Below are 26629 nucleotides of genomic sequence, written 5' to 3'. Positions count from 1 at the left end.
ATGCTTAATCAATCCACCGTAACAATGGCCCCCCAGGAAATTTCTGGTGAGGTGCTGCAAGAAAAGTACGCCAAGGGCAACGAAGTTTCTGTCCTCGATGTGCGCCAGCGTGTCGCAATGGCCGTGGCTTCAGCCGAGGCCGACGACAATTTGCGTTCCATCTGGGCCGAACGTTTCCTGTGGGCGCAGCAAAACGGCTTTGTTCCTGCTGGCCGGATCAATTCCGCGGCGGGCACGGCTCTGCAAGCGACGTTGATCAACTGCTTCGTGCAGCCGATCGGCGATAGCGTCCGTGGGCACGATCCGGTGACCGGCTTTCCGGGCATCTATCCGGCCTTGGAAATGGCTGCCGAAACCATGCGGCGTGGTGGCGGGGTGGGCTACGACTTTTCCCATATCCGTCCGAAGGGCGCTCGGGTCAAGACAACCCAATCTGCTGCTTCCGGTCCGATTTCGTACATGCGGGTATTTGACCGCTCGTGCGAAACAGTCGAATCGGCCGGTGCTCGCCGTGGTGCTCAAATGGGCATTCTCCGCTGCGATCATCCGGATATCGAAGACTTCATCCACGCGAAGGATGAAGGTGACCTGACAAACTTCAACCTCTCCATTGGAGTGACCGATGCCTTCATGGCCGCGGTCGAGGCCGATGGCGAATGGGAACTGATCCATGCTGCGGAACCGTGCAGTGAACTGAAGGATGCCGGGGCTTATCAACGCAATGATGGCAAGTGGGTCTACCGCAAGGTGATGGCTCGCAGCCTCTGGGACCAGGTGATGCTGGCGACGTACGACCACGCTGAACCGGGCATCCTGTTCATTGACCGCATGAACCTGGACAACAATCTGGGCTATTGCGAAAAGATCGAGGCCACCAATCCGTGTGCTGAACAGCCGCTGCCGCCGTTTGGCTGCTGCTGTCTTGGCTCCATCAACCTGGCGCTCTTTGTCCGCGACGCATTCTCCGAGAATGCCTCGTTCGATGAGGAAGCGTTCAAGGAAGTGGCGCGGGTAGCAACTCGCTTCCTCGATAACGTCCTGGCAGTTACGCCGTGGCCACTCGAGCAACAGAAGAATGAAGCGATGAGCAAACGTCGTATCGGGCTTGGCTATACCGGTCTGGGCGATGCGTTGATCATGCTTGGTTTGCGTTACGACAGCGCGGAAGCGCGTGTTGTGGCCGGCCATATCACGGAAGTCATGCGCGACACCGCCTACCAAGCGTCTGTCGATCTGGCGAAAGAGAAGGGTGCCTTCCCGCTGTTCAAGGCAAGGCCCTATCTGGCTTCTGGCACGTTCGCCAGTCGCCTGCCGAGCGCGATCAAGGCTGCCATCAAGAAACACGGCATCCGTAACTCGCATCTGCTGTCGATTGCTCCTACCGGAACGATCTCACTGGCCTTCGCCGACAATGCATCGAACGGTATCGAACCTCCATTCAGTTGGACGTACAACCGCAAGAAACGCATGGCCGACGGGTCTTTGAAGGAATATTCGGTGGAAGATTACGCCTGGCGCCTCTACAAGCATCAAGGGGGCGATATGGAAAACCTGCCGGCGTACTTCGTCTCTGCTCAGGACATCTCCGCTGAAAGCCATCGGCTGATGGTCAAAGCGGCGGCGCCGTTCATCGACAGTGCCATTTCCAAGACGGTCAACGTGCCGGCGGACTATCCGTACGAGGACTTCAAGAGCCTCTACCTCGATGCCTGGAAAGACGGGCTGAAGGGTATTTCCACTTATCGCCCGAATGCAACGCTTGGGTCCGTGCTGTCTGTTGGTACGGCATCTCCAGTGGCTTCTACTCCTGTCACACCGGCTATCGATGACGATCCGCTCTTCAAGCGTTTCGAAAAGCGACCCGCCGGCGAGCTGGATGCGAAGATCTCCAAGGTCGAGTATTGGACGCACGAAGGGAAAAAGACGGTCTACATCGCCGTTTCGTTCCAACGTGTTGCCGGCTATATCAAGGGGAAGCATTTGGTCATCGAACGTCCGATCGAGTTCTTTATGCCTGCCGGGCAGAAAGATCAGTCGCAGCAGTGGATCACCGCCTACATGCGCAGCCTATCGCTGGTTGCTCGTACGGGAGGCTCCATCGCCGAGGCACTGTCGGATATGCGTGAAGTGGTATGGGACAAGGGCCCGGTTCGCTGTGGAACCTACACCCGTGAAGACGGGGCGGAAGTTCCTCGGTTCCATGAATCGGAAGTGGCTGCTCTCGGGTATGCATTCCAGCAGATCCTTTATCGCAAGGGTTTCCTGGACTACGACGGTGGTCAAGTGCCGGTTCATGTCCTGGCCACCCAGTGCATGGGCGAAGCGGTTGTCGGACCTGAAAAGGTCGAGAACGGCGCCGTTGAGCTTCCACAAATTCCGGCCGCGACGGGCAAGAAATGCCCTGAGTGCGGGGCACACACCCTTCGACGCGTTGATGGATGTGAAAAATGTGTCGGCGGATGTGGCTACGTCGGAAATTGCGGCTAATCACAACGGCATACGCCAAAAAACATGTGTGTGGGAACCACCAATGTTTGCAATTCTGACCCCATAGTTTGCAATCGTTGACCCCATAGTTTGCAATTCGTACCCCAAAAGTTTGCAACGGGGGTAAAGCCGGCTTTTTCGGCAAGCCCTGGTGATCTTCGGATCCCAGGGCCTTTTTTATTGCAACTTCATTATTGTCACTGCTTCAGGATGCTTGGACTTCGTTTTTGGGTTGATCAAAATTCCCCGGAAGCCTCCTTCCCCATCGCTGCCTGCGTCATACCGAGCATCTGGCCCGCTGATTTCTATAACGTGATTCCAGAAGGTATCGCGCCGCAGGCGATTCTCTGGGTCATCGGCATCCTTTCTGGTTAGCGTGCCATACAGCTGAAGCCTTCCGTGCAGTTGGGCCGGCAAGGTGTGATAAATCAGCGACCAGGCTGCTGTCCCGACGCCGCGACCGCGAAGCCTGGCGGGAAGGATAAAGTCGGTGACTTTCATCTGGTACCACTCGGACAAATACCGCTTCGACCAGTTGTCGTAGTAAACGTAGGTGTCGCGTGCAGGTCCGTACGGGTAGCAATCGGTTGGAAAATTGAAGGTGAGCTTTACCTTCCCCGAAAATAGGGGGTCCGGCAAACCGTCATTTTCGTGCTCAAGGTGGAGTTCGGTAATTTCGCTCCCGCCATGATCGAGAAAGCGATAGCGTTGGCTGAATACCTTCTGCATCGAGCGTTGTCCCAAATCGAGGTTCGTCGATTATGCCCTATGGAACAGCCTTGTCATTCCCCCCGGAGTGGCGGTAGGATAGCCACACGGTAGCTGGCGGTACCGCTTTCACAAGCCAGCATTCAAATTCGGTGGCAAGCCACCGCAAATCCCTGCCTCGGAAAATCCTGCCCATAGGCCAGTTCGCCTGCGGAGAGGATTTTCATCGCCTGTGTGCGAGAAAAGGTAGCTGGGTTCACCTGGGCATTGCGTCCTCATCCAGCATTTCAAACTGCCCCATCGGGATCAAATCCCGGTCCGGGGTTCAGCATCTCAGGGGTTCCTTTCCAAGGGGAACCAAAGTGGAAAAAATCGTCGTTCTCAACGGCTGCCGAATCAAGATGATTCTTGAAAACGGTTGCTGGATCAACGTTTCGGTTACGCCGCTTCGCTGATCCAATGTTGTTCGCACTACGGTTGCTTCGGCAATCGGAACCATATCTAACCCTCTGGGGCTCTACCCAGCAGGGTGGCGCTCCAATAATTTGCAGGAGCACCATCATGATCAAAGCATCGTTTTTTGCAGCCAACACCGCCCCCGTAACTGAAGACGGCTCCGAAAAGGCACCCGGCCAATCCCTGACTTTCGAAGGGGGTCCGGCCAAGTCCTTCCTCGGCGTCGCCAAGGCCTTTGCTGAAAAGCATGGCTTGCTGCTGACCGACAAAGGACGTACGGAGTATTCGCCGCGCTTCCCGCACGTCGAGAGCTTCGGCATCCAGGGGTCTGGTCAACGCATGTTCGTTTGGGCTGGCGCCTAATCGATTGCATCACCCGGCGGGAACCTCCCGTCGGGTGGTTTCTCAACAACGCATTATTTCAACCCGAGCGGGTACTCTCCGCGCGGGGGTGGCTTGCTCGTTCAACAGGAGTCATCCATGAAAATCCTAATCGAAGTTCCCGACAACTTTACTCTGGAAGAGGGCGATGCTTTTGACGCTGTGCAAACGGCGCTGGAGCACTTTGAGATCCCGTCGGCGATGTTGGTGGTAACGGACGATGCTGAACGGAAACGTTTTGAATTCGCCGAGCAGGTTGCCAATCTCAAAATGTGGGATTACAGCAACGATTCTCCAGGTCATTTTGGCGAATGCACGCCACCGTCGGACGGTTACGACGATTCGCACAGCTGCCTGATGAAACTCATCGAGGAAGCGCGGGTCCTGACCGGTCAGGCCAGACGCCCGATCGTCAAGCCCGATGAGCCTGCTGATAACGGAAACGAGCTCGTTGCAGCCTCCTATCTTCAACAAGCCATGTCGATGAGTACCGATGAACTGGACGACTGGTACGAGCAGCAGGTTGGTTATAGACCGTCGCAAGACGATCCTGCCTTGATTGGCAACCCGGAGCACGCGTACCTGATCGCTGAGACGATGTGCCTCCGAGAGCATGGGCCGAAAGGAACCTACGGCGATCTTTGCGTGATGCTCGAGCAGTTGCGGACAGGTTCGACCGATGGCCGGCACGACAAGTATTTCCCCGCCCCCGTTGGCTTGATCAAGCGCTTGTCGCAACTCCCTGGTAAAACGCTGGAGTCCGACTTCAAGACAGCTGTTCGTCGGCTGACCTATCCGTACTTTGAACTGTCGCAGGAGCAATACGAGCAAGTTAAAGCTCTCGCCGGCGATTCCGATGTCCTGCTTTTCGACGGCACCACACAGGTAACGTTTGGCGGGGCGCCCGGCAAGTTCGGACTGATGCCACTGTTCCAACCTCTCTAAGCCTTTACGGCATGCGCCATCGTCCTTGCGGACGGTGGCGTTTTTTTTGCCGACCCGCTGGGGCTTGAATTGCTTGTGCCAATCAGAGATCAGCTATACTGGCGACTCTCTTTTGGCGCAAGCCAAGACGGTAGCTGGAAAACACCGGGCGACATGCCAGACCCAGCCTTATATCAACCCATCGGGGCCTCTCCCGAACGGGTAGTGGCTCCGAATTCTTTTGGAGTCACATCATGGCAGCATTAGCGACCTGGGTCGTCCCGCCGACATATGAAGCAAAACTTCTCGGCGTTTCCGCAGTAGTCATCTCCGCACGCAAGGTTCGCTTGGTCGATTTGGCCGGTCACGAGATTGCATCCGTCAATCATCGACAGCAAGACGGCATTTGCGATTCCAAACCGTTCAGCGAACTGGTCTCTTTTGTGCGCGGCAAGATCTCTTCATAACCCTCGGGGGCTCGCCCTCAAGGGCGGGTTTCTCCCACCTTTTCAGGAGAAACAACTATGTTTGATAAATTTGTAGTCCATTCCCCAATCATCGCTTCTCAAGACGCTGGCAACAGCTTCTGGTCAGGTAGCGACGGTTGGACGAACCTGGTTTGTGCAAAGGTGTTCGCGATCGACGAAATGAGGGCCTTCAGCCTTACAGAGACCGGCGAAAGCGATGCTAGCTGGATGCCAGTTGCGCATGCTTACGATCCGTCGTTGATCTCGCTCTGCGATATCTACGATATCGCCCCCAGCGATCTATTGAATGCTGACGGCCTGGAGGTTCAGGGGGTTCGAGATGAAGATGGAAACTGCGAAGTCTGCAACGAACAACCTCATTTCTTCTCGGCCTACATCCATCTAAAAACTGGCGGCTGCCAGTGCATCGGGGACTTTGGTTCCTTCAAAAAGGCCAAGGCGCACGCCGACCAACTCGCCCAAACGCACGGCTGGCCGGTGTATAGCTTCGTTCCAGAGCATTTCACGCACGCATAGCCAGATGGTCGACGCTGATACCCTTCGGGATATCAGCGTCTGGCTGACCAAGGCTGTTTTCCAATGGTTCTCATTGGAAAACAGTTTTTCTTTCGCGCAAGCGAGAAAACGGTAGCTGGACCTACCGGGGCATTACGCTCGAAACCAGCACTTCAAAACCCTCGCGGGGACATCATGTTCCCATCAGGGGCTTGGTGTCTCCGCACTTTTCATGGAGAACCAAGCAAATGCGACTCACCAAGGTCTCAGAAGCCTGTTTATGGCTACCTGGCTTTGCACCAGAAGACGATCCCATCGTCTCTCTGGGAACAATCCGGCCGCCGGTCATTGCCTCAATTACGCCGGTGGTGCCGGGCTTACACAAGCCAGCGCTTCCGCGTGCAGCAGTAACAGAACCTGAGCCGGAAAACATTCTCAAGCCAACGTGGCCAAGGCTGACAGCCGAAGCTATTGGGCCGTGGGGTGGAAAGGTCACCAAGTTCGAAAATAACGTGGCGGCAATCAAGCTGCTGCGTGTGCTGGAAACGGAAGATCGTGCCCCATCCGAAGTTGAGCGCCTGGTACTCCAGCGTTACACGGGATGGGGCGGTTTGCCCGGGGCATTCAATCCGGATCAGAACGATACGGTATGGGCTGCCCGCTCGGTCGAGCTGAAAAACCTGCTGACCCCGGAAGAATGGGAATCGGCAAGGGACTCAACACCCAACGCGCACTACACGGATATTCCGGTGGTAGACGCAATGTGGGCTGCTCTGCAGCATTTCGGTTTCACCGGCGGCCGCATCCTTGAACCGTCGTTGGGCGTTGGCAACTTCATTGGCGCCATGCCCAAGGAAATCGCGGAGCGCTCGGCTGTAACGGGTGTTGAATTGGACAATCTGTCCGGGCGCCTGGCCAGAAAACTGTACGGCCAATTCGGCGTGCAGGTGCTAATCCAAGGTTTCGAGAAATCGAAGCTGCCGGAGGGGTATTTCGATGTTGCAATTTCCAATGTGCCATTTGGTGCCTACAAGGTTCCAGACGGTCGGCACAAGGTTTACGCAACATGGAACATCCACAACTACTTTTTCGGCAAAGGGCTTGAGTTGGTCAGGGCAGGGGGGATCGTGGCATTCATTACGTCCACCAGCACCCTTGATCGGGACTACCAGGACCAGCAAAGCGCCGTCCGTCGCCATCTGAACGCCCAGGCCGAATTTCTTGGGTCAATCAGATTGCCAAGCGGTGCATTTGAGCAGATCGCCGAAACGAGCGTGACGACCGACATCATCTTCCTGCGCAAGCGCGCGAAGAAGGTGCTGGAGGAAGATGCGGAATGGATCAAGGTTGGAACGGCGCCGGCGGCGTTGCGGCAGGACTCTCTGCTCTACAAGCCGATGTCGATCAACTCCTACTACGCATCCAATCCGGAAATGGTGGTTGGAAAACTTGATTGGGTGAGCAATGGCTACGAGCGCGTGCCCGGGGTGAAGTATTCCGGAAACGATTTCGAAGCCGACCTGCTGACCGCAATATACCGACTGCCGGAAGGCGTCTATAAGGCGAAGACAAAGCAACAAACATCGGGAGCAAAGGATCCTGTCCGGATTCCTGCACCCGAGTACGTCAAGCCTGGCGCCTACGTTGTTGAAGGCGATCGTGTGATGGTGTCGGAGGGGGCAACCCTGATCGACGTGCACGATGATTTGAAACCGACAACGCGTGCGCGCATCGCCGGGATGGTAGAAGTTAGAAACGCCGCGAGGCGCGTGCTGGCCACACAGGTCAGTTCTGATGATGATGCCAAGCTAAAGGTCTACCAGGTAGCTCTCAACGCGACCTACGACCTGTTCGTGAAACGCCATGGATTCATTTCGGCGCGAGCGAACGCCCTGGCGTTCAAAGGGGACCCGGATCTGCCTCTTCTGCTCTCGTTGGAAATCTATGACGAGGAAACGGAATCGGCTGCGAAGGCGGACCTGTTTCACAAACGCACGGTCAGCATGCCGAAGGTGCCAACAAAAGCGGAAACGCCGGAGGAAGCCCTCGCTATCTCGCTGCAGCAGTTCGGCCGCATCAATCTCGATTTCATTGGCGGATTGGTGAGCCAGGCTGCGAAGGAGGTAGCAAGCAAGCTGAAAGCGGACGGCAAAATCTTCCTCAATCCAGAGACGGATGACTGGGAGCCTGCCGATGAATACCTGTCGGGACACGTACGGGAAAAGCTCGAGATCGCCAGAATGGCCGGTAGCGAGTTTGCCTTGAACGTGAAGGCGCTGGAGGAAGTTCAGCCGGTCGACCTGAAACCACAGGAAATCGAAGCGCGATTGGGCGCCCCCTGGATTCCCTCGAACGACATCAAGCAGTTCATCAAGGAAGTTCTGATGATTGATGCAGATTCGGTGGAATTTGTCCCTGAAAATGGTTCCTGGGAGGTGAAGTACAGCGAGTGGCAAGCCAATCAAAATACCGAATGTTCATCTACGTACGGTACGCGACGGGCCAATGCCATGCTTCTTGTTGTGCAGGCCCTGAACCAGCAAGTAATCACGGTTCGGGATCGCGACACGCGGACTGACAAGTATTTCGTCAACCCGCAGGAAACGATGGCGGCACGTGAGAAGCAAGCGAGACTGAAGGAGAAATTCAAGGACTGGATTTGGGAAGAAGAGTCGAGGCGCGAACGTTTGGCGCGAAAGTACAACGACGAATTCAACTCGACCCGGCCGCGAGTCTTCGATGGATCGCACCTGCGCCTTCCTGGCTTTACGCAGAGCATCACCTTGCGGAAGCATCAGCTGGATGCAATCTGGCGGATTATCGCAAGCGGCAACACGCTTCTGGCCCACGTGGTCGGGGCGGGCAAGACGCTGACGATGGTCTGTGCTTCGATGGAGTTGCGCCGCCTTGGCCTAAGTTCAAAACCGCTGCACGTGGTGCCAAATCACATGCTCGAGCAGTACACCGCTGAGTTCCTCCGCGCCTATCCGACAGCTCATGTGCTGATGGCAAGCAAGGAAGACTTGGCTGGTGATAAGCGGCGCGAATTCGTGGCCAGGATTGCGACTGGTGACTGGGACGCTGTAATTTGTACCCACTCCAGTTTTGAGCGAATCAAGATGAGTCCCAGCTTCATGCAGGATTTCATCGAAGAACAGCTCGCCGATCTGGAATCCGCGTTCATGGCTGCCCGCCATGATCGCAGCAACCGAATCGTCAAGGACCTGGCGAAAGCCAAAAAGACCTGGGCCGCACGCCTGGACAAGCTGGCCAACGAGTTCAAGAAGGATGATCTGATTACCTTTGAAGAACTTGGTATCACCAGTTTGTACTGCGACGAAGCTCATCTTTTCAAAAACCTGTTCCGCGTGAGCAAGATGGCCCGGATCGCTGGGCTGCCAAGCAACAACTCGGAGCGTGCATTCGATATGTTCGTCAAAACGCGCTACATCATGGCCAGGTACAACGGCCAGCATCGCGGCGTAGTGTTTGCGACGGGCACCCCCATAAGCAACAGCATGGGGGAAATGTTTACCATGCAGAGATATCTGCAGCCGAAGACCCTACAAAAGCACCTGGTCGAGAATTTCGACGCCTGGGCTGCCTCGTTTGGGGAAACGGTCACAGCACTTGAAGTGTCGCCGGATGGCGGCGGGTACCGCCTAAACAGCCGATTCGCGCGGTTTGTGAATCTGCCGGAGTTGTTAGGTCTGTTCCTGCAGGTCGCCGACGTCCGAACCAAGGAGATGCTTCAACTTCCAGTTCCGGAAATCGCCGGCGGTAAAGCTCAAACGATATCGGTCGAAGCAAGTGCCGAATTGAAAGAGTATGTCCAAGGTCTGGTCAAGCGTGCGGAAAACATCCGCAACGGTGTTGTACGACCGAACGAGGACAATATGCTTGCAGTTACAAACGACGGTCGGAAAGCGGCCCTCGACTTGCGGCTGATTGACCCGTTTGCATTGGATGAACCGGGCAGCAAGGTGAATGCCTGTTGTTCCAAGGTCTTCGAGATCTGGCAGCGCACCGCACCTTTCCGCGGGACGCAGTTGGTCTTCTGCGACCTATCCACTCCGTCACCCGACGGGCGCTTCTCGGTCTACAACGACCTGCGCGCAAAGTGGATAGCAAAGGGGATTCCAAGCCAGGAAATCGCATTCATCCACGAGCACGATACGGATGCTGCGAAATCCAAGCTGTTCAAGGCGGTTCGTGAAGGCAAGGTCAGGATACTGTTGGGTTCAACCTCGAAGATGGGGATGGGGACCAACGTCCAGACAAAGCTCTACGCACTCCACCACTTGGATTGCCCATGGCGGCCGGCGGACGTAGAGCAGCGTGATGGTCGAATTGAGCGGCAAGGCAACACCAATGCCGTGATCGAGATCTATCGCTACGTCACGAAGGGCAGTTTTGACGCGTACAGCTGGCAAACGCTGGAGACGAAGGCGAAGTTCATTGCTCAGGTGATGACCGGAACCCTCGGCGCAAGGTCTGTTGAAGATGTCGAATTGGCTGCGCTGAGTTATGCGGAAGTGAAGGCCCTGGCCAGCGGAAATCCGCTGGTGATGGAAAAGGCCGGCATCGATGCAGAATTGGCAAAGCTCTCGTTGTTGAAGTCCCAATGGCGCAGCACCCAGTGGGAGGTAAATTCCGAGGTGGCCTGGCTACCAAAGGAAATCGCAAAGCTTCAAGCCCGGATTACAGGGCTCGAGCAGGATGAGGCGCAGTTGGCCGCATTCAATGGGAAACCGTTTGCGATTACGCTCAACGGCGCAAAAGTGACGGATCAGGAGGAAGCAGGGAAGCGATTGCTGAACATCGCAATCAATGCCTTGCGAGAATCAAGAAAGAGTGAGTTGGACCAATTCGTTGGTGAATTAGGTGGCTTCAAGATCGGCGTCTATTCGTCGCCGTACAAGGAGTTCCCGAATTTCTACATCGATGGCAGCACAGTCCAGCACCACGCGAAAGAAATGAAGTCCGCGGGTTATATCATCGAAGCGCTTCTGGCTGCCTATCGGGCAATACCAGCGCGTCTGCAGGACGATGAAAGCCTCTTGGCTACGCGTGAGCGTCGGCTTGCGGGGCTGCTGACACAGGTTGGCCAGCCTTTCGAGTATGAGGATCGTCTGAACGAGGTCCTGGCACGACAGCAGGAGATTGATGCGGCCCTCGGGTTGCATCAGGACAACGCTGGCGCTGCTGATGCTCAAGAAGCTGATTCGGTAGTTTGTGCCTAAATATTTAGCCCCGGGGAAACCCGGGGCTTTTTTTACACTTGAGGCTGACCACTTTACTTACAAAGCAATGTTCCGGGCAAAGGCAAAAATAAAAAAACCATAATGCCATATAGAACCATACCCGCTAAAGCATGTGGAATATAAAGCATCCATCTTGCTTTGCGATCAGGCGGAAGATCAGGTTCGGCAATGGCAGTATCTTCAATGCGCGTATATTCGAGTATCGATATTGCAGCAATTCCGGTGGTGTTCACAACAATCATGACCATGCCGCAAGCAAAAAAAACAGTAAATATAAACACATCTAACCCAGTAAGCGCGTACTTGCCAAACAACACTATGCTGGCATTATTGCCAAGAAAATAATATACGGCATACGAAACCAAGAAAATAACGATAAAACCTAGAATGTTGAAAATAGATTGCTCACCGGCGGCATCCCAATATCTAGATCTATGCAATATCGTTAGATCGCTATATTCGCGAAAATTACGTTTTAACGAGCCGTTACGACCGCCGATGTACCACAGTGAATTTTGTACATATTGTCCAATCATCACTGATTGATCGTAAAAGTTTGACCCCCCATGAACGTCTATCCGCAGAACGGGCCATGCCAAGCAACCGATTATCCAAGACGGCATATACGAAAACGGAAGAGTCAACAAGCTAGTTCTGACAACACGCCACAAAAAAGACAAGAACGACGCCGGCTTATCTGAGGCCTTGTCTAGTAGGAATACAGCTTTAATTGCCCATGTCAATTGAACAGCCAAGGCTGCCGGGGCTACCGTTAACAATCCCCGCGTTACGTTTTCACAGAAGTGGCTTTCGAGCGTCGCAATGGTAAAGGCAAAGTAACCGTAGCTAAGAAGTTGAATTAAACTAAATGCGAATACCAGCGGATCACCCCACGCAGGCACAAATGCGCTTCGCAGACTTGGATACGGGTCAAAATTCAGATCAAACATTTCCGTATGATTCGGAACGTCCCAGTTTGCATGTGCTGATATTCTGCGCAATGGACTTTCTTTTTTGTTCATTTGAATGGCTCTTACTTTGCTACCTGATACATCGATTCAGCAAGCGCAGAAAGATTGCTCACCCGTTGAGTTTGGTCGTAAAAAACCTTCGTCAGCAAGGCCGCGGTCGGTGACGAAAACTGATTGGTAATTGAAGTAATCTCATCGAGCGATCCAGATTTATAGCGTAACTTGGTATCAAAGAGCCCCATGATTTCAGTAGTCTTTGCATACGCGCCAGATGTATAAATATTTTCCAGTTTGAGACTGTTCGCCGTTCCAGTGATAGCCTTTCGAATAGTGCCTACGGCAGCTATACCTTGGGCGCAATCGAGCGCCTTACCGATAGTCGAAGGCTTTTCGTTTTCCGGAGTGAAAGATATGAATTTCTTCGTATCGTCATTGATTGACTTCGAGAATTGCGCATTAGCAATGCTATAGCTGAATGCCTGCATATCGGCACAACGAGCTGCTCCGTCAAGATTACCAAAGAAAGGCATAAATGCGACGGCAGCCTCAGCCAACTTCGCTCTATTGCTCGCCGTTTTCAATTTATTTACATAGTCTTGGTCCTTCAGAATAGAGTCCCAATTTTGTGCGATAAACGAATTACCTATTACAAAGGTCCTCGAATAGGTGATTTGATTCTTGTTGTCGCGGCAGCTATAAGTTGCATATTCAAGCGCATCGCCGTGGCGCACTCGAAATGAGCGATTCGAACATGAGTAGCGGAACGATATAAAATTATTGTCTTTAGCAAGATCCTCTTGCGTGGTCAGGTCAATCGCAAGTTTATAGGCTCGGTTGTTCGAATAAAGTTTTTTCACAGCCGGCAGATCTGCTGACGCCAAAGTTCCATCCGAGTACAGGAAGCCCATTTTGTCGCCAAGTCGGATTTGGTTTGGCGCAACAGAATGATGTCCGCCAATACTCAAGCCTCCCAGCGAATTAGCTTCATACTTCAATGCCTCTTCGAATAGTGCATTTATATTCCGTACGATCCGTGCAGCTTCATAACGATATTGTTCCGGCTTTTCGAGGATCGGCATGAAATTCAACTGATTTAGATCGACTTTCGTTGGAGCAGAATCTGGATTGTGCAAAATAATTCCATCGGCGGATTTTTCCACGATGTACTTATTACCCAGGGAATCACGTACCGAATAGGCCGAACCTACTGCCATTGAGCCAAGGGCTGTTGCATCCAAGCGTTGTTCGGACGGGTTCGAGGTCCCCACAGAACCGAGAATCCCTTTTATGCCATCGCCTAATGCCGCCACCTTGGGAGCATCTCCCCAGTTTGCAGTAAAACCAGTCAAGACATCTGTAGCTTCAAGCATAAAGTCATCGATGGAGGCACGTTTCTTTTTATCTGTGCCGCTCGCCGAGTCGTCATACAGCGCGTTGGGAAGAAACACTCGTGCCCCTCCCGGCAAAGAACCGATCCCGTTTTTCGTTTTGGCGAGGTTGTTCACAAAGACTTCCGTACCTGCCAGTTGCTCAAGGCGGGCAGACGCCAGTTTCTTCGACAGGTGCCAAGCAACGGCAAACGCCTCGGCATCACCCTTGGCAACAGCCTCCGTGGCCTTCGTCGCGTAAAAGCCAATGAGCTTGTCCATTGCCTCGCCATCAGCACGGCTCTTCACCGTCAATCGGGATACGCCAGGGCCGAAGGTGTCGGCCTGAAGTTCCGAGACCAGAAGACCGTTCATGCGGAAACTATTGCCAGTGCCATAGAACACATTTTGGCTCGGGCCAGTGGTTGCACAACCAGTGAGAGCGGCAATAAGGATTGCTGCAGCAACAGGACGAAGGTGGAAGCGAGTAGTCATTTGGCGTTATTCGTTGTGATTGTCGATGTGTTAATTGTCCCGGAACGGACGCTGATTTCTAGTGGCAAAAACCGAACTAACTGCTCGGGAATTGTATTTCCCCGGTGAAATTGTTCGTTTTAGCTTCGAGACTCCGGGCCATTGCCGGAAATACATTGCTCCGATGCAAATATGTTCTCAGTCTCCCGCGCCAGGTGCCAATCTGTTGATCACTCGCAAGTTCCGAGAGTTGATCCTGCAATCGGTCAGTCCAACAGATACGGCGGCTGTGCTTCGGGCTGCTCCCACTCGGCGCCGCTACGTTTCCATCGATTTATCCGACGTGCAACTTCGCAACGCCCTGGAATCAGCAACGAAGCCATATTTGAACAGGCGAAATAACGCGCATCCCCCTGCGTTGGTTGGCTCCGCTCGCAAAGTTTTCAGTGCCATTGCTGAATACGAGCGCCGCACACAAAACCTTGATCTTTTCGAAGACCAGTAGGGGAATGCGATGAATTGGAAACTGAGTACGGATTTCAACCCTGCAGCTGCTTACAAGGCCCGCGGAAAACGGTTTGCGTGTTTCGTGGCTGCGAAGCTTGCGTTTCTACTATCCGTCGGAATTATGGCGGTACTGACCTTGATTGCGCCGCTTGGAGGGGAAGCCGTCTTTGCTGCATGCTATTCCGCTGCCATGTTTGTGGTCCAGGTCGCTGGCGTGGTGATGCCGTTTCTTGCTTTTGAGTCTCTCTATTGGTGGTATCGCCTACGGATGGAACGCCAGCAGAGCAGGGTATTGCCCGGCCAATAAAACGGTGCCATCATTCGCCTGTGGATTTCGGTAGCTGACAAAACCGGCTTGTAATAGCAAAGTCAGCCTTAAAAGACATCGCTCACTCTCGATTGCAGCGAACTGTTGCCCCTCCGGGGCAATTCCCATTGATTGTGCGAATTGGTGCGCTTTCCCAAGCAATTGTGCTTCGGAAAGCAGATCTTCTCGCCCTCGGGCAAAGCGGTAGCTGGATCTACCGGGCATTGAGCCGAAACCAGCAGTTCAATTTTCAAACCCTCGGGGTGTCCTGCACCCAAGAGGGGCAGGGCTTCCCCGTATTTATCCAGGAGAAGCATCATGCAAGAAATTTCGATCCCGCTGTCTCTCATTGTTCGTGGCCGTAACCCGCGTCAGTACTTCGACCCGGTGGAAATGGCCGAACTGGAGGCTTCGATCAAAGCCCAAGGTGTTCTGCAACCGATCCTCCTTCGCCCGATCACTGACGGCAAGTTGGAAATCGTCGCTGGCGAACGCCGGTGGCGTGCGGCGACGGCTGTTGGTTTGGCCGACATTCCCGCCATGGTGAAGGAAATGACCGACGCTCAAGTCGACGAAGCTGCTCTGACCGAAAACCATGAGCGAGCCGCGATGTCGCCAACGGAGGAAGCCGAAGCTGCAGCCCGCATTTTGGGCAACTGCGCAGGGAATCGCGAAGAAGCTGCGAAGCGTCTTGGCTGGTCACCTGCAACGCTTAAACAGCGCCTGGCGCTGATGAACTGTTCCGATAGCGTCCGCAAGGCACTCAACGAACGGAAAATCAGCCTGGGCCACGCCGAATTGCTCGCCGCGGTCACCCGTGAAAAGCAAGATGACGTGCTCGGCAAGTTGTTGGGCGCTCCGTCCATGCCAACTGTTCCGCAGTTGAAGTCCATGCTCGAGCAAATTGCGCAGAATCTTGACGTCGCAATTTTCAACAAGGATCAATGTGTGAATTGCCCCCATAACTCCGGGACGCAACAAGCACTGTTCAGTGAAGCGATCGCCGGCGCCAAATGCACGAACGGGACCTGCTACCAGCAGAAGACCGATGAGGCGTTGGATGCCGTCGCCAGCTCGCTGAAGGATGAGTACCCAACCGTTCGAATCGTGCGGCCAGGGGAAAACTTCACGATCCTCAAACTCGTCTCCGAAGGCAGTTGCGGCGTTGGTGTAGACCAAGCAAACCAGTGTCGTGCGTGTGCCAACTTCGGTGCCGCAATCTCCGCTGTTCCCGGGAAAATCGGGAACGTGTATCGCGATCAGTGTTTCGATCCAGCTTGCAATGCCACGAAAGTGGCCGAGCGCATTAAGGCGGAGAAAGATGCCGCAGCGGCAAGCGCGGGGGAGAGTGCGAAAGCCAAGGATGGTGAAAAAAAGCCGGCGGGCAAGTCGGCAGCTGCTGGGAAGCAAGCTGACACTAAAAAGGGAAGCTCGAAGTCGGCTGCGAAGGTCGAGGACAGCCAGCGTATCAAGGATTACCGCGTCAAGATCTGGCGCAAGGTATTCAAGCTGGAAGCCCAAAAACCGGCCGTCAACCAAGTGATCCTTTTGGCTCTCGCCTTGGAAGGAAAACTGGGCAAGATCGGCAGCAGCGCGCTGTGCAGTGCCTTCGGCAAAATCACCGGTGGAAGCGAAAGCAGCCGGATCAATGTCCTCGAGACTGCCAATGCTGTAGCTCAGGCAGGGGAAGAGGTTCAGCAACGGCTGATCGGTGGCTTAGCAGCTTCGTGTTTTGATGGTCTGGAAGAATCCGACATCAAGCGGCTTCTGACCTTCATGCAGGCCGATCTTGGCGCACATTGGGTACTCAACTCCGAGTACCTCGATTTGCTCACCAAGAGCGAAATGCAAGTGATTGCTGGTGAAATCGGACTCAGCGCCCACCTCGGCGACAAGTTCGGCAAGCTGATGGCTGGCAAAAAGGACGAAATCATCAAGTTATTGCTTGCAGTCGATGGCTTCGACTACAACGGGAAGGTGCCCGGTCACTTGCAATACGATCGCTAACCAACTCGGCCAGGCAACTGGTATGTGAAAAACAAGAAGGCGCCCTCGGGCGCCTTTTTTTTGTCCACAAATTTGCTGTGGCCAAACTTACGGAGCAGGTAGCAACTGCCTGAGGTTGCCATATACCTTCCCGGCGTAGTTCCACTTGAAGTCGGGGGTTTTTGAGTGGTAGGTGCCTACCGCCTCCCAAGTATTACCGTAGGAGGCTTGCCGCTGACGAAGAATCCATGCCCCGACAGCAATATTCACGCACGGGTCAAATAGATGCTCTTCGGAGATTCCGTACTTTGCCAATTCTGGAAGCCACAGACTGTTGATCTGCATGACGCCAATGTCGCGGGTGCCGTTTTTGTTACGGCGAACAGCGTTGGCCTTGAAATTCGATTCCGTTTTGGCAATCGCTGCCAGTAGATATGGATTGATGTTGTACCGATTTCCGATTTCTTCCCAGCAGGCATGTGCCGGAGATCCAACTGCCACGCCAATAACTACATAAAGAAGGAGGCGGTTGAATCTCGCGGCAGCCTTGATCATTTATTGCACCAGGAAGAAGAAAAGGCCAACACCTGCAGCCAGGCCAACAATAGCGGTTGCCACGCGGCCGGCGTTCTTGCCGAAACGGCCGATGGCTTCACGGCGCTTGAACAAGAAACGGCTGGCCACCTTGAAGTCATCGGCGGCGGTGGCACCACGACCAACGAGTTTGGCCACAGCAGTGAAGGCGGTGAACACCTTCACGCGAAGGCTCTTGCCCTCGATGTGAGCCTTGGCACTGCGACGGTCAGTAGAAGCGAAATCAGCCATGAAGAGAGAATTGGTGTTGCTGTTGCGGGTAGTCATTTTGGGTCTCCTGTTGATGTCTACATCTTCTCTTTTATCAGGAGACCCATCTCGTTCAAGCCCCCAAATTGGGCTCCGGAGTCACTGTTCCGAAAATGGCTGATAAATCGTCAGCCTCAAACTGAAGAGGTGCCGCTTCCACCGGCATCTCTGTTTCAGATGTCTTCCGAGCAGGTTTCGACACGGGAGCAGCCAAGGGGGCCATCGAAGCCGAGGCTGGCTGCTGAGCGAATACCCCGCCAACCATCCCACGTTCCGCGAGCAGCCCGAGGTAAATCAATTGCCGAACCCGGTCGCCTCGAGCATATGGATCTTCAATCGAAGACAGGAATGCAAACATCGGCCCGCCGTCGTTTTTGATCCGCAAATTCAGGTCGATGAACTCTGTTGACCGAGTCTTTGCCGCAGCGCTTCCTTTCTTCGTGGGCATTGGTTAGCTCCGCTTGCTCATTTGCTCAGCGAACTGCTGGCCAGCGCGCTGGAAGCCCCGAACATTGGCAAAGACCGGATCGCTCGTAGTGATGATCTCGTGGCGAGGGAACTTGTCGGCCAAGACATCTTTGAAAAACTCGGCACCGCCGCCGGCGAGAATAATGTTTGAGATGTCGAGGGCAGAGCCAACCTTATTCACCAGAACAGAAACGAACTGTTCTGCCTTGGCCTTGCCAAGTTTCTGATGTTCGGAAATGTCGAATGGCTTGCCGTAGAAGCTGGGATTGGTGCCGGTCCGAATGGCTTCCTCGAGGATGGAGAGGTCACTGATCTGCTCTCCGATCTGCCCACCGATGGCGTCAGCCATTGCGCGGATCACTGCAGACATCCCTCCGTTGTGCGCACCAGACCGCGCATTCACCATCTTGACGCCATCCGCCACCAACCAATCGAGGGTGTAGAAACCAATATCGATGAGCAGGTTCATCTGCGAACGCATGCGGTCGTAAGTGCGTGTCTTGGTCGCGTAATCAAAGAAGGCGCCAATTGGCTGCGGAATGACGCGGCAGTTCACCACCTCAATTTCGCGTTGGCTCATCGACCCATCCTTCTCACGGAAGGGAACCGGGTGTTTCCCGATAACTCGCTTCGCCAGTTGCACGTTGTATTTCTCGAACGTGTTGACCGGCAAGCCCAGGACCAATAGATCGATCTTTGGTTGCCCCATGTAGTAGAGCGCACCGCGAATCAACGCCATGTGGGAATCGGTCATCGAATAGTCGGGGTCAAGAATGCGGCCATGGCTGGCGTCCTGTGCCAGGCGAGCATCCTTGCCGACTTCGTATTTCACGCCGTCGACTTCGACGACAACTGTATTCCGGCGCTGCATCAGTCCTGCAGCGAGGTCCGGACCACTACTCGCCTGGGGGGCAAGGGAAGGGAAGATTCCACATTGAATGTCGTTGGAAGTGACCAAAGACAGGTACTTGGTGTTGCCATAACCGACATCGATAGCGCGGACGACAGGGCTCATTGCTGACCTTTCAGGGGAAGATTGATAAGACCAGGCAACGATAGCGATATGGCCGGCGGCAAACCACGTGCTAAATCGGCCAATACCGCGTGGGAAATGCACATATCCTGGATATGTCGGGCAAGGATAGCCACCAAAGGCAGGCCCAACATCATTGTTTGCGCACATATCCGGCATGGTGTGCCGATATACCGGGGATGGATGGCACGCGAACTGTCTCGCCACACTGAACAGGCGAACAATCGTCAATGTTCGGGAAACTGTTGGGGATGCGTGACGACTTCCGCCGGAGTTACTTCATATCTGCACGCCCGACGCGCGTTGAAAGGAGTCGATTCTGGGGTGATCGCATTCAGCACTACCGCACCACCCATCCAATCCAAGACAAAAGGACGGTTGCCAACCTGAATGACGGCAGGTTTCGTGTTGCTAAACACGAATAATTCGCCGGGGTTTTCGCTCGATGTCCAATTTGCTCTGTCCGAATTTTGAAGATAGGACGGATAGGGAGGACGGCCAAAACGGCGCAATGGCGAGGGCGGCAGGACGAAAGTGGACAGAGAATCCGGGTATGAGCGCGAATACGGTCACAGAAAAAGTTGACACCATTTTCCGATGCGGAATAGGATCGGCCTTGCAAAAGGGTTGTGACCTCCACTCGATCAGCTGGAATCGGCAGCACGTCTAGCAGTAAGAACGCCGCCAATGCGGGGCCAGATACAGCTTCTGGCAAGGAAATCAGTAGCACCCCTGAAGCATCAGGGCTTAGTAATAACGAAGAGCGACCACGTGTCGCCCCATGACTCACAGCGGAGTAATCCGCCCCCCGTGATACCAAGCGTAGCGATAGTGCCGTCTTGGCTTGTCGGGGCCTCGCCATACCTGCATCTCTGGTATGGAAATCTGCTTTACCCCAATCAACTAAACCGAGCCTGACCGACGGTCCCCTGTGGCGTACTCGTACGCTAAACATCGGACGCTGCTCCCTCACGACTTCCTAGTAGGAGTCGGGCGGACAGAACAGGTCACCCCTTACCCCGTGGTCGCAGCGGGGATGGCTATTGGGGGCTCAGTTGCAAATATCTCGTTACCGGATCGGAACCGGAACACCACCCCCTGCATACGCCACTCACAACAGAGTGCCGGGATACAGGAGCTACCGCGAGGTAGTGCTTGACCAGACGGAAACGAACGGTTGAGTGGGCAGCACGATACTTACGGAACGCGTCGCCAGACACCGGCCGGGTAGGCCCCCCAACCCTGTGAGCAGACACAGAGCAGAGAAACGTACCCACACCGCAGTACCAGGAACAATCGAAGTAGGGAAGGTAGGAAAGATGGAACAGAACGTGAAGGAACCCGCAGTGCGTAACAGCAAGGACTTGCAACGCCGCCTGCCTGAGAACTTCTACACGGAACTCATGGACCTCATTCGCGAGAACGGTCGGGACGCACTGCGCCAAGACAAGATCGTCTCCCACGAAACCATGGACCATCGCCGGGAACTGCTCGTCCTATCCATGCGCGAACTACGCGGCCTCGGATTCAAGATCGAATCCCCGCGCAACCTGCAACAGCGCCATGTACGTGCGCTGGCGAAATCCTGGGAAGAACGCCGCCTCTCTGCATCCACCATCGCCAACCGCATCTCCGTCCTGCGCGCCCTCTCCATCTGGATAGGAAAGCCGGGCATGATCCAGAAAGCCGCCGACTTCGTAGCCAACCCGGCCACCGTCCAGCGCACCCAAGCCAGCGCGGACGACAAATCCTGGAGCGCCACCGGCATCGACATTCCTGCCTTGATCGGCATGATCGAACAATACGACTGGCGGGTAGGGCTCCAACTTCGGCTCATGAAAGCCTTCGGCCTTCGCCGCAAGGAAGCCGTCATGTTCCGCCCCCTCAAGGCAGACCTCAGCGTCGCCATCCGGGTACGCGACGGCACCAAGGGCGGCCGCGAGCGCATCGTCCTGGTCGAAACACCCGAACAACGCGAAGTCCTCGAATTCGCCAAGAGCAAGGTCCGGCACGTCAATGAGCACATCGGCCACCCCGACCATACCCTTGAGCAAGGCATCCGCCACTTCAACTACGTCCTCGAACGCTTCGGTGTCACCAAGCGCGGACTCGGCATCACCTCGCACGGCCTGCGGCACCAACACCTCAACGACCTCTACGAGCGGATTGCCGGCGCACCGTCGCCCGTCCGTAGCGGATCGCTCACCGCCGACCTCGACAAACTCACCCACGACATCGCCCGCGCGCGGGTCACCCAGGAAGCCGGCCATGCCCGCCTTGGTATCACCAGCGCCTACATCGGTGCCCGTACCACCCCCAAGCGGACCGACGAACAGAAAACCGATATCGCCCGCTTCCGCGAACTCGCCAAGAACGAAAACCTCAGCGATGCCGAAGCCGCCGAACTTGGGCGTCTCATCCAGAAGCTCAACACCACTCTCTAAACAGGAACAGGGAGAACAGCCAATGAAGATCAATCGAATTCCGGGCCTGAGCGCCGGCACCATTCACCTGAAAGCCCAACAGGCCACCAGTGAAGTGGACAAACTCCTGCTCAACAGCGAGGCCGCCCTGTGCGCCTTCATCGAAGGTGCGCTCAACCCCATGCGGCCGACCGTCCCGCAGCTGCTCGCCGAAGTCCCCGATCTCGCTGCCGCCTTCCTGAACGGACAACGGGAGCAGAAAAACGAATACGGCTTCGTCTATCTCGGCCGCTGGGTCTGGCACCTGCAGGATGAAGACGCCGAGCATACCGACCTTGACCACTGGCTGATCGCACCATGAACCGGGCCGCCCCCATCCTCGCGATCCTTCTCGGACTCGCAGGCTGCGACAGCAACCAACTCGCCAGCCTCCCGCGCTCGGTGTCCGCCCCCGAACTTGAACGCGCCGCTGGCAACATCACCTGCAACGCACAGCAGAATCTGGAACAGAAAGCCGAGATTGGCATCCGCGGTACCGAAACCGTTGTCGTCGCCACCGGCCTTCTCAGCGAGCGCGATATCGCCGACACCAAGGCCCAGATCGAAATGGTCGGTCGCGAACCGATCGCCGCCGCGCGCAACTTCGCCGGCGCCAACCTCGGCCAGGTGCCCGACTGCCAAACCGTCGGCCGCCAGATCGTCGAACTCGGTACCGTAGCTGCCAAGCTGGCACGGTAAGTAGGGCAGGGGAACCCACGGCGCCCGAGCTCGCCGCCCCCGATCAAGAACCACGCACTCACGGCCCGGATCGGCAGACAGCGGGCACTCGCAGTGGCACTATGTGTCCAATGTGACTGTGGCCGGCCCCGTGATCATCGCCAACGACGCTGCCACGCACAGAATTCCTCATGTGTCTTTGAACAGTGAAGGAGCGGCAAATGAAATCCACCTTTGAAAGCAGCTGCATGTTCGTGCTGGCGAGCTGTCTGATTTCCTGGCTCGGGCTCTTCATCCTCAGTGGTCAATGCTCGATGCCGGGCATCGCAATCACCATGGCCGGTCTCGCGGGAATTGCCTGGGGCATCCCGGCCGTGATCTCATCATGCGCTTCGCGGATCGCCACCAGGTTCGGCAAGGCTGAAGGCGTCGTACCCATTCCAATCTGACCATGCTTGCGCCGGCGCCAACCGCTGGCCGTCCCTATATCCAGGCAGGCGCATCGACGCCTGCTTTTTTTCGCCTGCGCGGTGGCCACGCTCGAATTGCCCCGGTAGCCGGGATGGTTTTAGGTCGACGCAATCCGCCCCCAAGCCGGGTAATGTGCAGTCAATGCATCCATCAGAAACTGCAACAACTGCAGTATTTGGCTGCAAAACGGTATCGGCGGGATATCCCATGGAAAGGAAATGTTGCGAATCGCGACCTGATGCGCCAGCCGGGGCCGCGAATTGCGACAAGCCAGCACGGACGACTTGTATTGAGCCAGCCCGCTGGTAGCTTCATCAGATCACGACAGAACACCTCGGAATGGAAGGAACAACTATGTGCATTGCAACCTGTATCGGCTGTGGCTGTACCGACACGCACGCTTGCGTCGGCGACGATGGCCCGTGCTCCTGGCTGGTCGTCGACTACGCCGCCGGCGTCGGTGTCTGTTCCTGCTGCGAAAGCCACATGGGCCGCTGGGAATCCGGCGACCGCTCGGTGGTGATGATGGTTGCCAAGATCACGAAGACAGGCGAAGTCGAGCCGTACTACCTCGAAGCGAACGACATGGGGAGCTTTGCGCACATCTTCGCCCCCGAGGCCGGCGACAAATTCACCATCGAATGGCTGGAAATGAGCGAGGCAACGTTCGAGGCGCTGCCGCAGTTCGAACATATCCGAATGGCACAACGCTGGGCCAAACTGATCAACCAGATCAACGACGCGCAAGCTAAGGGCGATTTCAATGCTGCAGATCGGATCTCCGACGAAGCCGAACAACTGCGAAGCACTGTCGCTGGAATGGGCTACAACGTCCTCGATCTTCTGGACGACGAATTGCCGGAGGCCTTGTTCCAGCCCTCAGCGAAAGAAGCCCATTGAAACAGTGCCGCCTGGTCAAGCGCTACGCCTTGTATTGGCAATGCCGGCTGGTAGCATGATTGGTGACAAACAACCAGAAAACAAAGGGAGAGTAATGAAAACCAGAATTCTGTTGGCGCTTGCTTCACTCGCAGTGATGCTCGTTGCCTGTGACAAGGTTGCGCAGCAGGCGGAAGCTGTTAATAAGGGACCTCTGGTGATGGTCTTTGCTCCGGGGTTCCAGATTCTGGCCAAAGATGCCAGCGCCGTCCCGGTTCAGGGCTTTGACGAATGCCCGGCCAATCCGTCCCAGGTGAAAATCTTCGGTGAAGGCCAAATCGACGGCAAAAAGACGTGCGTGGTCATTACCGCCTCGACCATGCAGGTTCCCGTATTGATTGGCTCGCCTGGCGGAAATGTGACCGAACAATGGACGGTCATTCGCGGCGAGAAGGATCGCATCAGCTTGCAGCGCCCGGATGGTTCGCTCGTTGTGGCTGCAACGCCCCAATAATCGTATGCGAGTCGAATTCAACCAGAAGGGCACCTTCCAGGCGCTGTACGCCGCCGAAGCTTGGTGCCGCGAAAACGGGATCTCCGTTGGTCAGTCATCGGCAACCGGACCTACGGGGCTGCTTTTCGGAAAATTCGACTGGATTGCCAAGTGGCGCAACCTCACCCCGCAAGAGAGGGCCGAACTGCACGGCACGATGGACGGTGACTTCCGGGAAGGTCCTGTGGTGATCAACCTGAAAGACTTGGCGGTAACCGCACATGCGGCATGCTTGAAGGCTCAAATCGAGGCCTCGGTGTAATAGCATGGCCGGGAATCTGAATTTGGCAGACTGTTCCCACATCAGAATCCGATTTCCGGATGACACAAACAAAGGAATCCACACAATGGAAGAGCGTCAAGTTGGCCGGTTCTTCATCCGGCAGGAGTTGTTCGAACTGGTCAAGGAGTACATGGGGATTGAGCTCAAGAGAGCCGTTTCTGATGAAGAAGCAGAGGGCTTTTTGGCGCGGAATCCGCCTTTGCTTGGCAGCATTGTTGGATACGATGAAGTGGACACCGAAGACCGCTCGCGGATTTGGGAGGCCTGCCGCACTGACCATTTGCTAGCGCGTTGACCAAGTGGCTGCCCACCACTAAATCCAGAATATCCGGAAAACCCATGCCCTTATTCCGTTGCTCAAAGTGCGGCTGCGTCGAGAATACAGCCATGTCGAATTACTGGCAGGCAGTCGACAAGGCTCAGGCATCGTGTTCCGAGTGCGATCCTGCAATCGGGCAATGGCATGGCCAGTTCCCCAAGCGTTCGGCCGTCGGCATGTTAATTGACCAGAACGGCCACCTGTGGAGCCGGGAAACGGTAGAAGCGGGGCAACTGCCAGTGTCGTATCAAATTGTGGGCGAAGTCGTCCATGATTTGCGTGATTCGGTGCCAGAACTGATGGAAAGCGCTCGAGACATGGGCATCATCGTAACGCCGAGCCAGATTGCCGCAATGAAATCTCCTGGCCAGGAAGGAAACAAGGCATGAGCAACACATGGCGCTATGTCAGCGAAGCACGGGGCCACCTGATCGAGATCTACGATCAGCTGCTTGATATGCCGTTGTGCCGTCCCCAGCGCTACCTTGTTGGAATGCAACCGCCGGCGGAATTGGTGGAGGCAAAAATGAAGGCAGACCGCGAATGGTTCGAGCGGCGGGTTGACAAGGTAATGGGCGTCGTGGGCGTTCTGGAAAGGCACAACGTTGCACAAGCCATCGCCGACTGGCGAGACCATGCGATCGCCTTCATTCGCAAGACACCTTCCGCCCGCGTGAAAATCGGGTACAGCCGATATACATGTAAAAATAGGACTTAGCGCTCAAACCAGGTCGGCTTGATCCGCTTTCCCTGCTTTCTTCTTGGTTGCCGCCGGCCGTTTCAGGGCCGCTTCCAGCCGGCTCTCCGCACCGATGGCCCGGTGCTCCAGCGATTCTATCTGCGCCGCCTGGGCGTCAAACTTGCCGGTGAGCATGGCGAGCTGCTGGATCAGTGATTCGCGCTCGGTTCGCAACTGATCCGCTGCCTGGGACGCCCTGTCCAAGTCCTCGTGGGCTCTTGCGCTTTGCTGGGCCTGAGACGCCAGTTCCGCCCTGAGTTGCTGCGCTTCGGCCGATAGCTCTTCATTCTTCTGCTGCGCCTTGGCCAGCAGTGCCTCGGCACGCTTGGTCGCCTCTCGCGCTTCGGTTACCTGAAGCATGACGTGTCTCTGCACGCCTTCGAGCCGTTCGGTCGCCTTGTCGATCTCGGCACGGAAAGCCTGCTCCTGGGCCGCCATGGTCTCCTGCAACTCGGTCTGGCGCCGCTCGTGGGCGGCGTTGGCCGCCGCCAGTCGCTGCTCCGCCTCGGCGCGCGAGGATTCGACCTGCTGCTCCAGTGCCTGGACGCGCGCCTGCGCGGCTTCAGCCGCGGCCTGCCCACGCGCGGCCTGGTCCCGCCATGCCTCGGCTTCCGCCTGGCGGGCGGCCACCTGGGCGCGCAGCCCGGTGGCCTCCTCCTGCACCTGCGCCAGATCGGTTTCGAGGGCCTGCGCCCGCTGCAACGCGGCGGCCAGCTCGCCTTCCACCTCGGCCTGTCGTTGCTCGAAGACCTTCTCTCCGTGCTCGACCGCCACGGCCCAGGCCGCCATCATGGCGTTGGCCACGGCCGGCGGCAGGGCCGCGCTCAAGGCGTCGACCTTGGCCTGCTCGTCCTTCCAGAGCTTCAGTTCGTCGTTGATGGTAGTGCGGCTGCCTTGCCGGATTTCGGCGTAGATGAGGTCGACGGTCAGCTCGTGCGGCCGACGGCCGGCGGCGACCAGGCGGGCCGCGGCCTCACGGGTACGGATTCGGGTATCGCTGACGCGGCTCATGGCGCCTCCTTTCTGCGCGGTCGGCCGGAGATCGGGAATTCGGCCGGCGAAGATCAATATACTAACGTATTACAT

The 26629-nt window shown here is 55.8% G+C and carries 27 protein-coding genes; 19 read left to right on the top strand and 8 right to left on the bottom strand.

What is annotated here, in order from left to right; genetic code table 11:
* The gene (locus tag AC07TV_RS19495; RefSeq protein ID WP_494650039.1) at positions 1-2487 is read left to right on the top strand and encodes an adenosylcobalamin-dependent ribonucleoside-diphosphate reductase; all 2487 of its coding nucleotides are present in this window, start codon (positions 1-3) and stop codon (positions 2485-2487) included.
* 177 nt (positions 2488-2664) lie between these two features.
* Here the strand turns inward: AC07TV_RS19495 and AC07TV_RS19490 are convergent, their stop codons facing one another.
* Positions 2665-3216: a hypothetical protein gene (locus tag AC07TV_RS19490; RefSeq protein ID WP_494650038.1), complete on the bottom strand. Its 552-nt coding sequence runs from the start codon at positions 3214-3216 to the stop codon at positions 2665-2667.
* Positions 3217-3756: 540 nt separating this feature from the next.
* Here AC07TV_RS19490 and AC07TV_RS19485 point away from each other — a divergent pair.
* The 5 genes from AC07TV_RS19485 (at position 3757) to AC07TV_RS19465 (ending at position 11182) form a co-directional block, all read left to right on the top strand.
* Positions 3757-4014 carry a hypothetical protein gene (locus AC07TV_RS19485; RefSeq protein WP_494650037.1) on the top strand — a complete coding sequence of 86 codons (258 nt, stop codon included), beginning with the start codon at positions 3757-3759 and terminating at the stop codon, positions 4012-4014.
* A gap of 117 nt (positions 4015-4131) precedes the next feature.
* On the top strand, positions 4132-4977 hold the full coding sequence (locus AC07TV_RS19480; RefSeq protein ID WP_494650036.1) for a hypothetical protein: 846 nt from the start codon (positions 4132-4134) through the stop codon (positions 4975-4977).
* A 233-nt stretch (positions 4978-5210) separates the two neighbouring features.
* Positions 5211-5423, top strand: coding sequence for a hypothetical protein (locus AC07TV_RS19475; protein ID WP_494650035.1), 213 nt, complete (start codon positions 5211-5213; stop codon positions 5421-5423).
* A 57-nt stretch (positions 5424-5480) separates the two neighbouring features.
* Positions 5481-5960: a hypothetical protein gene (locus AC07TV_RS19470; RefSeq protein WP_494650034.1), complete on the top strand. Its 480-nt coding sequence runs from the start codon at positions 5481-5483 to the stop codon at positions 5958-5960.
* Positions 5961-6187: 227 nt separating this feature from the next.
* A complete protein-coding gene (locus AC07TV_RS19465) occupies positions 6188-11182 on the top strand; it encodes a helicase-like domain-containing protein (protein WP_494650033.1) in 4995 nt (1664 codons plus the stop codon).
* Positions 11183-11235: 53 nt separating this feature from the next.
* On the opposite strand, the gene AC07TV_RS19460 is transcribed toward AC07TV_RS19465, so the two are convergent.
* The gene (locus AC07TV_RS19460) at positions 11236-12225 is read right to left on the bottom strand and encodes a hypothetical protein (RefSeq protein ID WP_494650032.1); all 990 of its coding nucleotides are present in this window, start codon (positions 12223-12225) and stop codon (positions 11236-11238) included.
* Between the two features lie 11 nt (positions 12226-12236).
* Entirely contained in the window at positions 12237-14036 is a 1800-nt protein-coding gene (locus AC07TV_RS19455) for a hypothetical protein (RefSeq protein WP_494650031.1), read from the bottom strand.
* 61 nt (positions 14037-14097) lie between these two features.
* On the opposite strand from AC07TV_RS19455, the gene AC07TV_RS19450 reads away from it, so the two are divergent.
* The 3 genes from AC07TV_RS19450 to AC07TV_RS19440 all read left to right on the top strand — a co-directional run bounded on the left by AC07TV_RS19450 (position 14098) and on the right by AC07TV_RS19440 (position 16836).
* Positions 14098-14520, top strand: a complete 423-nt coding sequence (locus tag AC07TV_RS19450) for a hypothetical protein (RefSeq protein ID WP_494650030.1) — start codon at positions 14098-14100, stop codon at positions 14518-14520.
* Positions 14521-14529: 9 nt separating this feature from the next.
* On the top strand, positions 14530-14829 hold the full coding sequence (locus AC07TV_RS19445; protein ID WP_494650029.1) for a hypothetical protein: 300 nt from the start codon (positions 14530-14532) through the stop codon (positions 14827-14829).
* Positions 14830-15147: 318 nt separating this feature from the next.
* A complete protein-coding gene (locus AC07TV_RS19440; RefSeq protein ID WP_494650028.1) occupies positions 15148-16836 on the top strand; it encodes a PRTRC system ParB family protein in 1689 nt (562 codons plus the stop codon).
* Positions 16837-16923: 87 nt separating this feature from the next.
* Here AC07TV_RS19440 and AC07TV_RS19435 read toward each other — a convergent pair whose 3' ends face one another.
* The 4 genes from AC07TV_RS19435 to AC07TV_RS19420 are packed head-to-tail and all read right to left on the bottom strand — an operon-like array spanning position 16924 to position 19141.
* Positions 16924-17370 (bottom strand): lytic transglycosylase domain-containing protein, encoded by a 447-nt coding sequence (locus AC07TV_RS19435; RefSeq protein WP_494650027.1) that lies wholly within the window; start codon positions 17368-17370, stop codon positions 16924-16926.
* Entirely contained in the window at positions 17371-17676 is a 306-nt protein-coding gene (locus AC07TV_RS19430; RefSeq protein ID WP_494650026.1) for a hypothetical protein, read from the bottom strand.
* Positions 17677-17731: 55 nt separating this feature from the next.
* Positions 17732-18106 (bottom strand): hypothetical protein, encoded by a 375-nt coding sequence (locus tag AC07TV_RS19425; RefSeq protein ID WP_494650025.1) that lies wholly within the window; start codon positions 18104-18106, stop codon positions 17732-17734.
* 3 nt (positions 18107-18109) lie between these two features.
* Complete coding sequence (locus tag AC07TV_RS19420) at positions 18110-19141, bottom strand: PRTRC system protein D (protein WP_494650024.1); 1032 nt, start codon at positions 19139-19141, stop codon at positions 18110-18112.
* Positions 19142-20490: 1349 nt separating this feature from the next.
* Between AC07TV_RS19420 and AC07TV_RS19415 the strand changes: the two genes are divergently transcribed.
* The 10 genes from AC07TV_RS19415 (at position 20491) to AC07TV_RS19370 (ending at position 25522) form a co-directional block, all read left to right on the top strand.
* The gene (locus tag AC07TV_RS19415) at positions 20491-21603 is read left to right on the top strand and encodes a phage integrase N-terminal domain-containing protein (protein ID WP_494650023.1); all 1113 of its coding nucleotides are present in this window, start codon (positions 20491-20493) and stop codon (positions 21601-21603) included.
* Between the two features lie 22 nt (positions 21604-21625).
* Positions 21626-21943 (top strand): hypothetical protein, encoded by a 318-nt coding sequence (locus tag AC07TV_RS19410; protein WP_494650022.1) that lies wholly within the window; start codon positions 21626-21628, stop codon positions 21941-21943.
* Entirely contained in the window at positions 21940-22320 is a 381-nt protein-coding gene (locus AC07TV_RS19405; RefSeq protein ID WP_494650021.1) for a hypothetical protein, read from the top strand. The genes AC07TV_RS19410 and AC07TV_RS19405 overlap by 4 nt, the downstream gene beginning before the upstream one ends.
* Before the next feature lie 200 nt (positions 22321-22520).
* Positions 22521-22748 carry a hypothetical protein gene (locus tag AC07TV_RS19400; protein ID WP_494650020.1) on the top strand — a complete coding sequence of 76 codons (228 nt, stop codon included), beginning with the start codon at positions 22521-22523 and terminating at the stop codon, positions 22746-22748.
* Positions 22749-23124: 376 nt separating this feature from the next.
* Positions 23125-23670, top strand: a complete 546-nt coding sequence (locus tag AC07TV_RS19395) for an ACT domain-containing protein (RefSeq protein WP_494650019.1) — start codon at positions 23125-23127, stop codon at positions 23668-23670.
* 94 nt (positions 23671-23764) lie between these two features.
* The gene (locus AC07TV_RS19390) at positions 23765-24163 is read left to right on the top strand and encodes a hypothetical protein (RefSeq protein WP_494650018.1); all 399 of its coding nucleotides are present in this window, start codon (positions 23765-23767) and stop codon (positions 24161-24163) included.
* A gap of 4 nt (positions 24164-24167) precedes the next feature.
* Entirely contained in the window at positions 24168-24464 is a 297-nt protein-coding gene (locus AC07TV_RS19385; RefSeq protein ID WP_494650017.1) for a hypothetical protein, read from the top strand.
* 85 nt (positions 24465-24549) lie between these two features.
* Positions 24550-24780 carry a hypothetical protein gene (locus AC07TV_RS19380; protein ID WP_494650016.1) on the top strand — a complete coding sequence of 77 codons (231 nt, stop codon included), beginning with the start codon at positions 24550-24552 and terminating at the stop codon, positions 24778-24780.
* Between the two features lie 92 nt (positions 24781-24872).
* On the top strand, positions 24873-25193 hold the full coding sequence (locus tag AC07TV_RS19375) for a hypothetical protein (RefSeq protein ID WP_494650015.1): 321 nt from the start codon (positions 24873-24875) through the stop codon (positions 25191-25193).
* Positions 25190-25522, top strand: coding sequence for a hypothetical protein (locus AC07TV_RS19370; RefSeq protein WP_494650014.1), 333 nt, complete (start codon positions 25190-25192; stop codon positions 25520-25522). Before AC07TV_RS19375 ends, AC07TV_RS19370 begins: the two co-directional genes overlap by 4 nt.
* Positions 25523-25525: 3 nt before the next feature.
* Here the strand turns inward: AC07TV_RS19370 and AC07TV_RS19365 are convergent, their stop codons facing one another.
* Complete coding sequence (locus tag AC07TV_RS19365; protein WP_494650013.1) at positions 25526-26554, bottom strand: DNA-binding protein; 1029 nt, start codon at positions 26552-26554, stop codon at positions 25526-25528.
* Positions 26555-26629 lie beyond the last annotated feature (75 nt).

The organism is Azonexus sp. GW821-FHT04F04 (assembly GCF_059420025.1).
Note: the sequence above shows the minus strand (reverse complement) of the source record. Positions and strands in the feature narration are given on the sequence as shown.

Excerpts from the sequence above, each read along its gene's own strand:
- AC07TV_RS19490 (WP_494650038.1), bottom strand. The coding sequence starts at position 3,216 with ATGCAGAAGGTATTCAGCCAACGCTATCGCTTTCTCGATCATGGCGGG.
- AC07TV_RS19440 (WP_494650028.1), top strand. The coding sequence starts at position 15,148 with ATGCAAGAAATTTCGATCCCGCTGTCTCTCATTGTTCGTGGCCGTAAC.
- AC07TV_RS19480 (WP_494650036.1), top strand. The coding sequence starts at position 4,132 with ATGAAAATCCTAATCGAAGTTCCCGACAACTTTACTCTGGAAGAGGGC.
- AC07TV_RS19425 (WP_494650025.1), bottom strand. The coding sequence starts at position 18,106 with ATGCCCACGAAGAAAGGAAGCGCTGCGGCAAAGACTCGGTCAACAGAG.
- AC07TV_RS19435 (WP_494650027.1), bottom strand. The coding sequence starts at position 17,370 with ATGATCAAGGCTGCCGCGAGATTCAACCGCCTCCTTCTTTATGTAGTT.
- AC07TV_RS19485 (WP_494650037.1), top strand. The coding sequence starts at position 3,757 with ATGATCAAAGCATCGTTTTTTGCAGCCAACACCGCCCCCGTAACTGAA.
- AC07TV_RS19410 (WP_494650022.1), top strand. The coding sequence starts at position 21,626 with ATGAAGATCAATCGAATTCCGGGCCTGAGCGCCGGCACCATTCACCTG.
- AC07TV_RS19430 (WP_494650026.1), bottom strand. The coding sequence starts at position 17,676 with ATGACTACCCGCAACAGCAACACCAATTCTCTCTTCATGGCTGATTTC.
- AC07TV_RS19465 (WP_494650033.1), top strand. The coding sequence starts at position 6,188 with ATGCGACTCACCAAGGTCTCAGAAGCCTGTTTATGGCTACCTGGCTTT.
- AC07TV_RS19470 (WP_494650034.1), top strand. The coding sequence starts at position 5,481 with ATGTTTGATAAATTTGTAGTCCATTCCCCAATCATCGCTTCTCAAGAC.
- AC07TV_RS19390 (WP_494650018.1), top strand. The coding sequence starts at position 23,765 with ATGAAAACCAGAATTCTGTTGGCGCTTGCTTCACTCGCAGTGATGCTC.
- AC07TV_RS19405 (WP_494650021.1), top strand. The coding sequence starts at position 21,940 with ATGAACCGGGCCGCCCCCATCCTCGCGATCCTTCTCGGACTCGCAGGC.
- AC07TV_RS19395 (WP_494650019.1), top strand. The coding sequence starts at position 23,125 with ATGTGCATTGCAACCTGTATCGGCTGTGGCTGTACCGACACGCACGCT.
- AC07TV_RS19475 (WP_494650035.1), top strand. The coding sequence starts at position 5,211 with ATGGCAGCATTAGCGACCTGGGTCGTCCCGCCGACATATGAAGCAAAA.
- AC07TV_RS19380 (WP_494650016.1), top strand. The coding sequence starts at position 24,550 with ATGGAAGAGCGTCAAGTTGGCCGGTTCTTCATCCGGCAGGAGTTGTTC.
- AC07TV_RS19375 (WP_494650015.1), top strand. The coding sequence starts at position 24,873 with ATGTCGAATTACTGGCAGGCAGTCGACAAGGCTCAGGCATCGTGTTCC.
- AC07TV_RS19370 (WP_494650014.1), top strand. The coding sequence starts at position 25,190 with ATGAGCAACACATGGCGCTATGTCAGCGAAGCACGGGGCCACCTGATC.
- AC07TV_RS19495 (WP_494650039.1), top strand. The coding sequence starts at position 1 with ATGCTTAATCAATCCACCGTAACAATGGCCCCCCAGGAAATTTCTGGT.
- AC07TV_RS19455 (WP_494650031.1), bottom strand. The coding sequence starts at position 14,036 with ATGACTACTCGCTTCCACCTTCGTCCTGTTGCTGCAGCAATCCTTATT.
- AC07TV_RS19400 (WP_494650020.1), top strand. The coding sequence starts at position 22,521 with ATGAAATCCACCTTTGAAAGCAGCTGCATGTTCGTGCTGGCGAGCTGT.
- AC07TV_RS19420 (WP_494650024.1), bottom strand. The coding sequence starts at position 19,141 with ATGAGCCCTGTCGTCCGCGCTATCGATGTCGGTTATGGCAACACCAAG.
- AC07TV_RS19385 (WP_494650017.1), top strand. The coding sequence starts at position 24,168 with ATGCGAGTCGAATTCAACCAGAAGGGCACCTTCCAGGCGCTGTACGCC.
- AC07TV_RS19365 (WP_494650013.1), bottom strand. The coding sequence starts at position 26,554 with ATGAGCCGCGTCAGCGATACCCGAATCCGTACCCGTGAGGCCGCGGCC.
- AC07TV_RS19460 (WP_494650032.1), bottom strand. The coding sequence starts at position 12,225 with ATGAACAAAAAAGAAAGTCCATTGCGCAGAATATCAGCACATGCAAAC.
- AC07TV_RS19445 (WP_494650029.1), top strand. The coding sequence starts at position 14,530 with ATGAATTGGAAACTGAGTACGGATTTCAACCCTGCAGCTGCTTACAAG.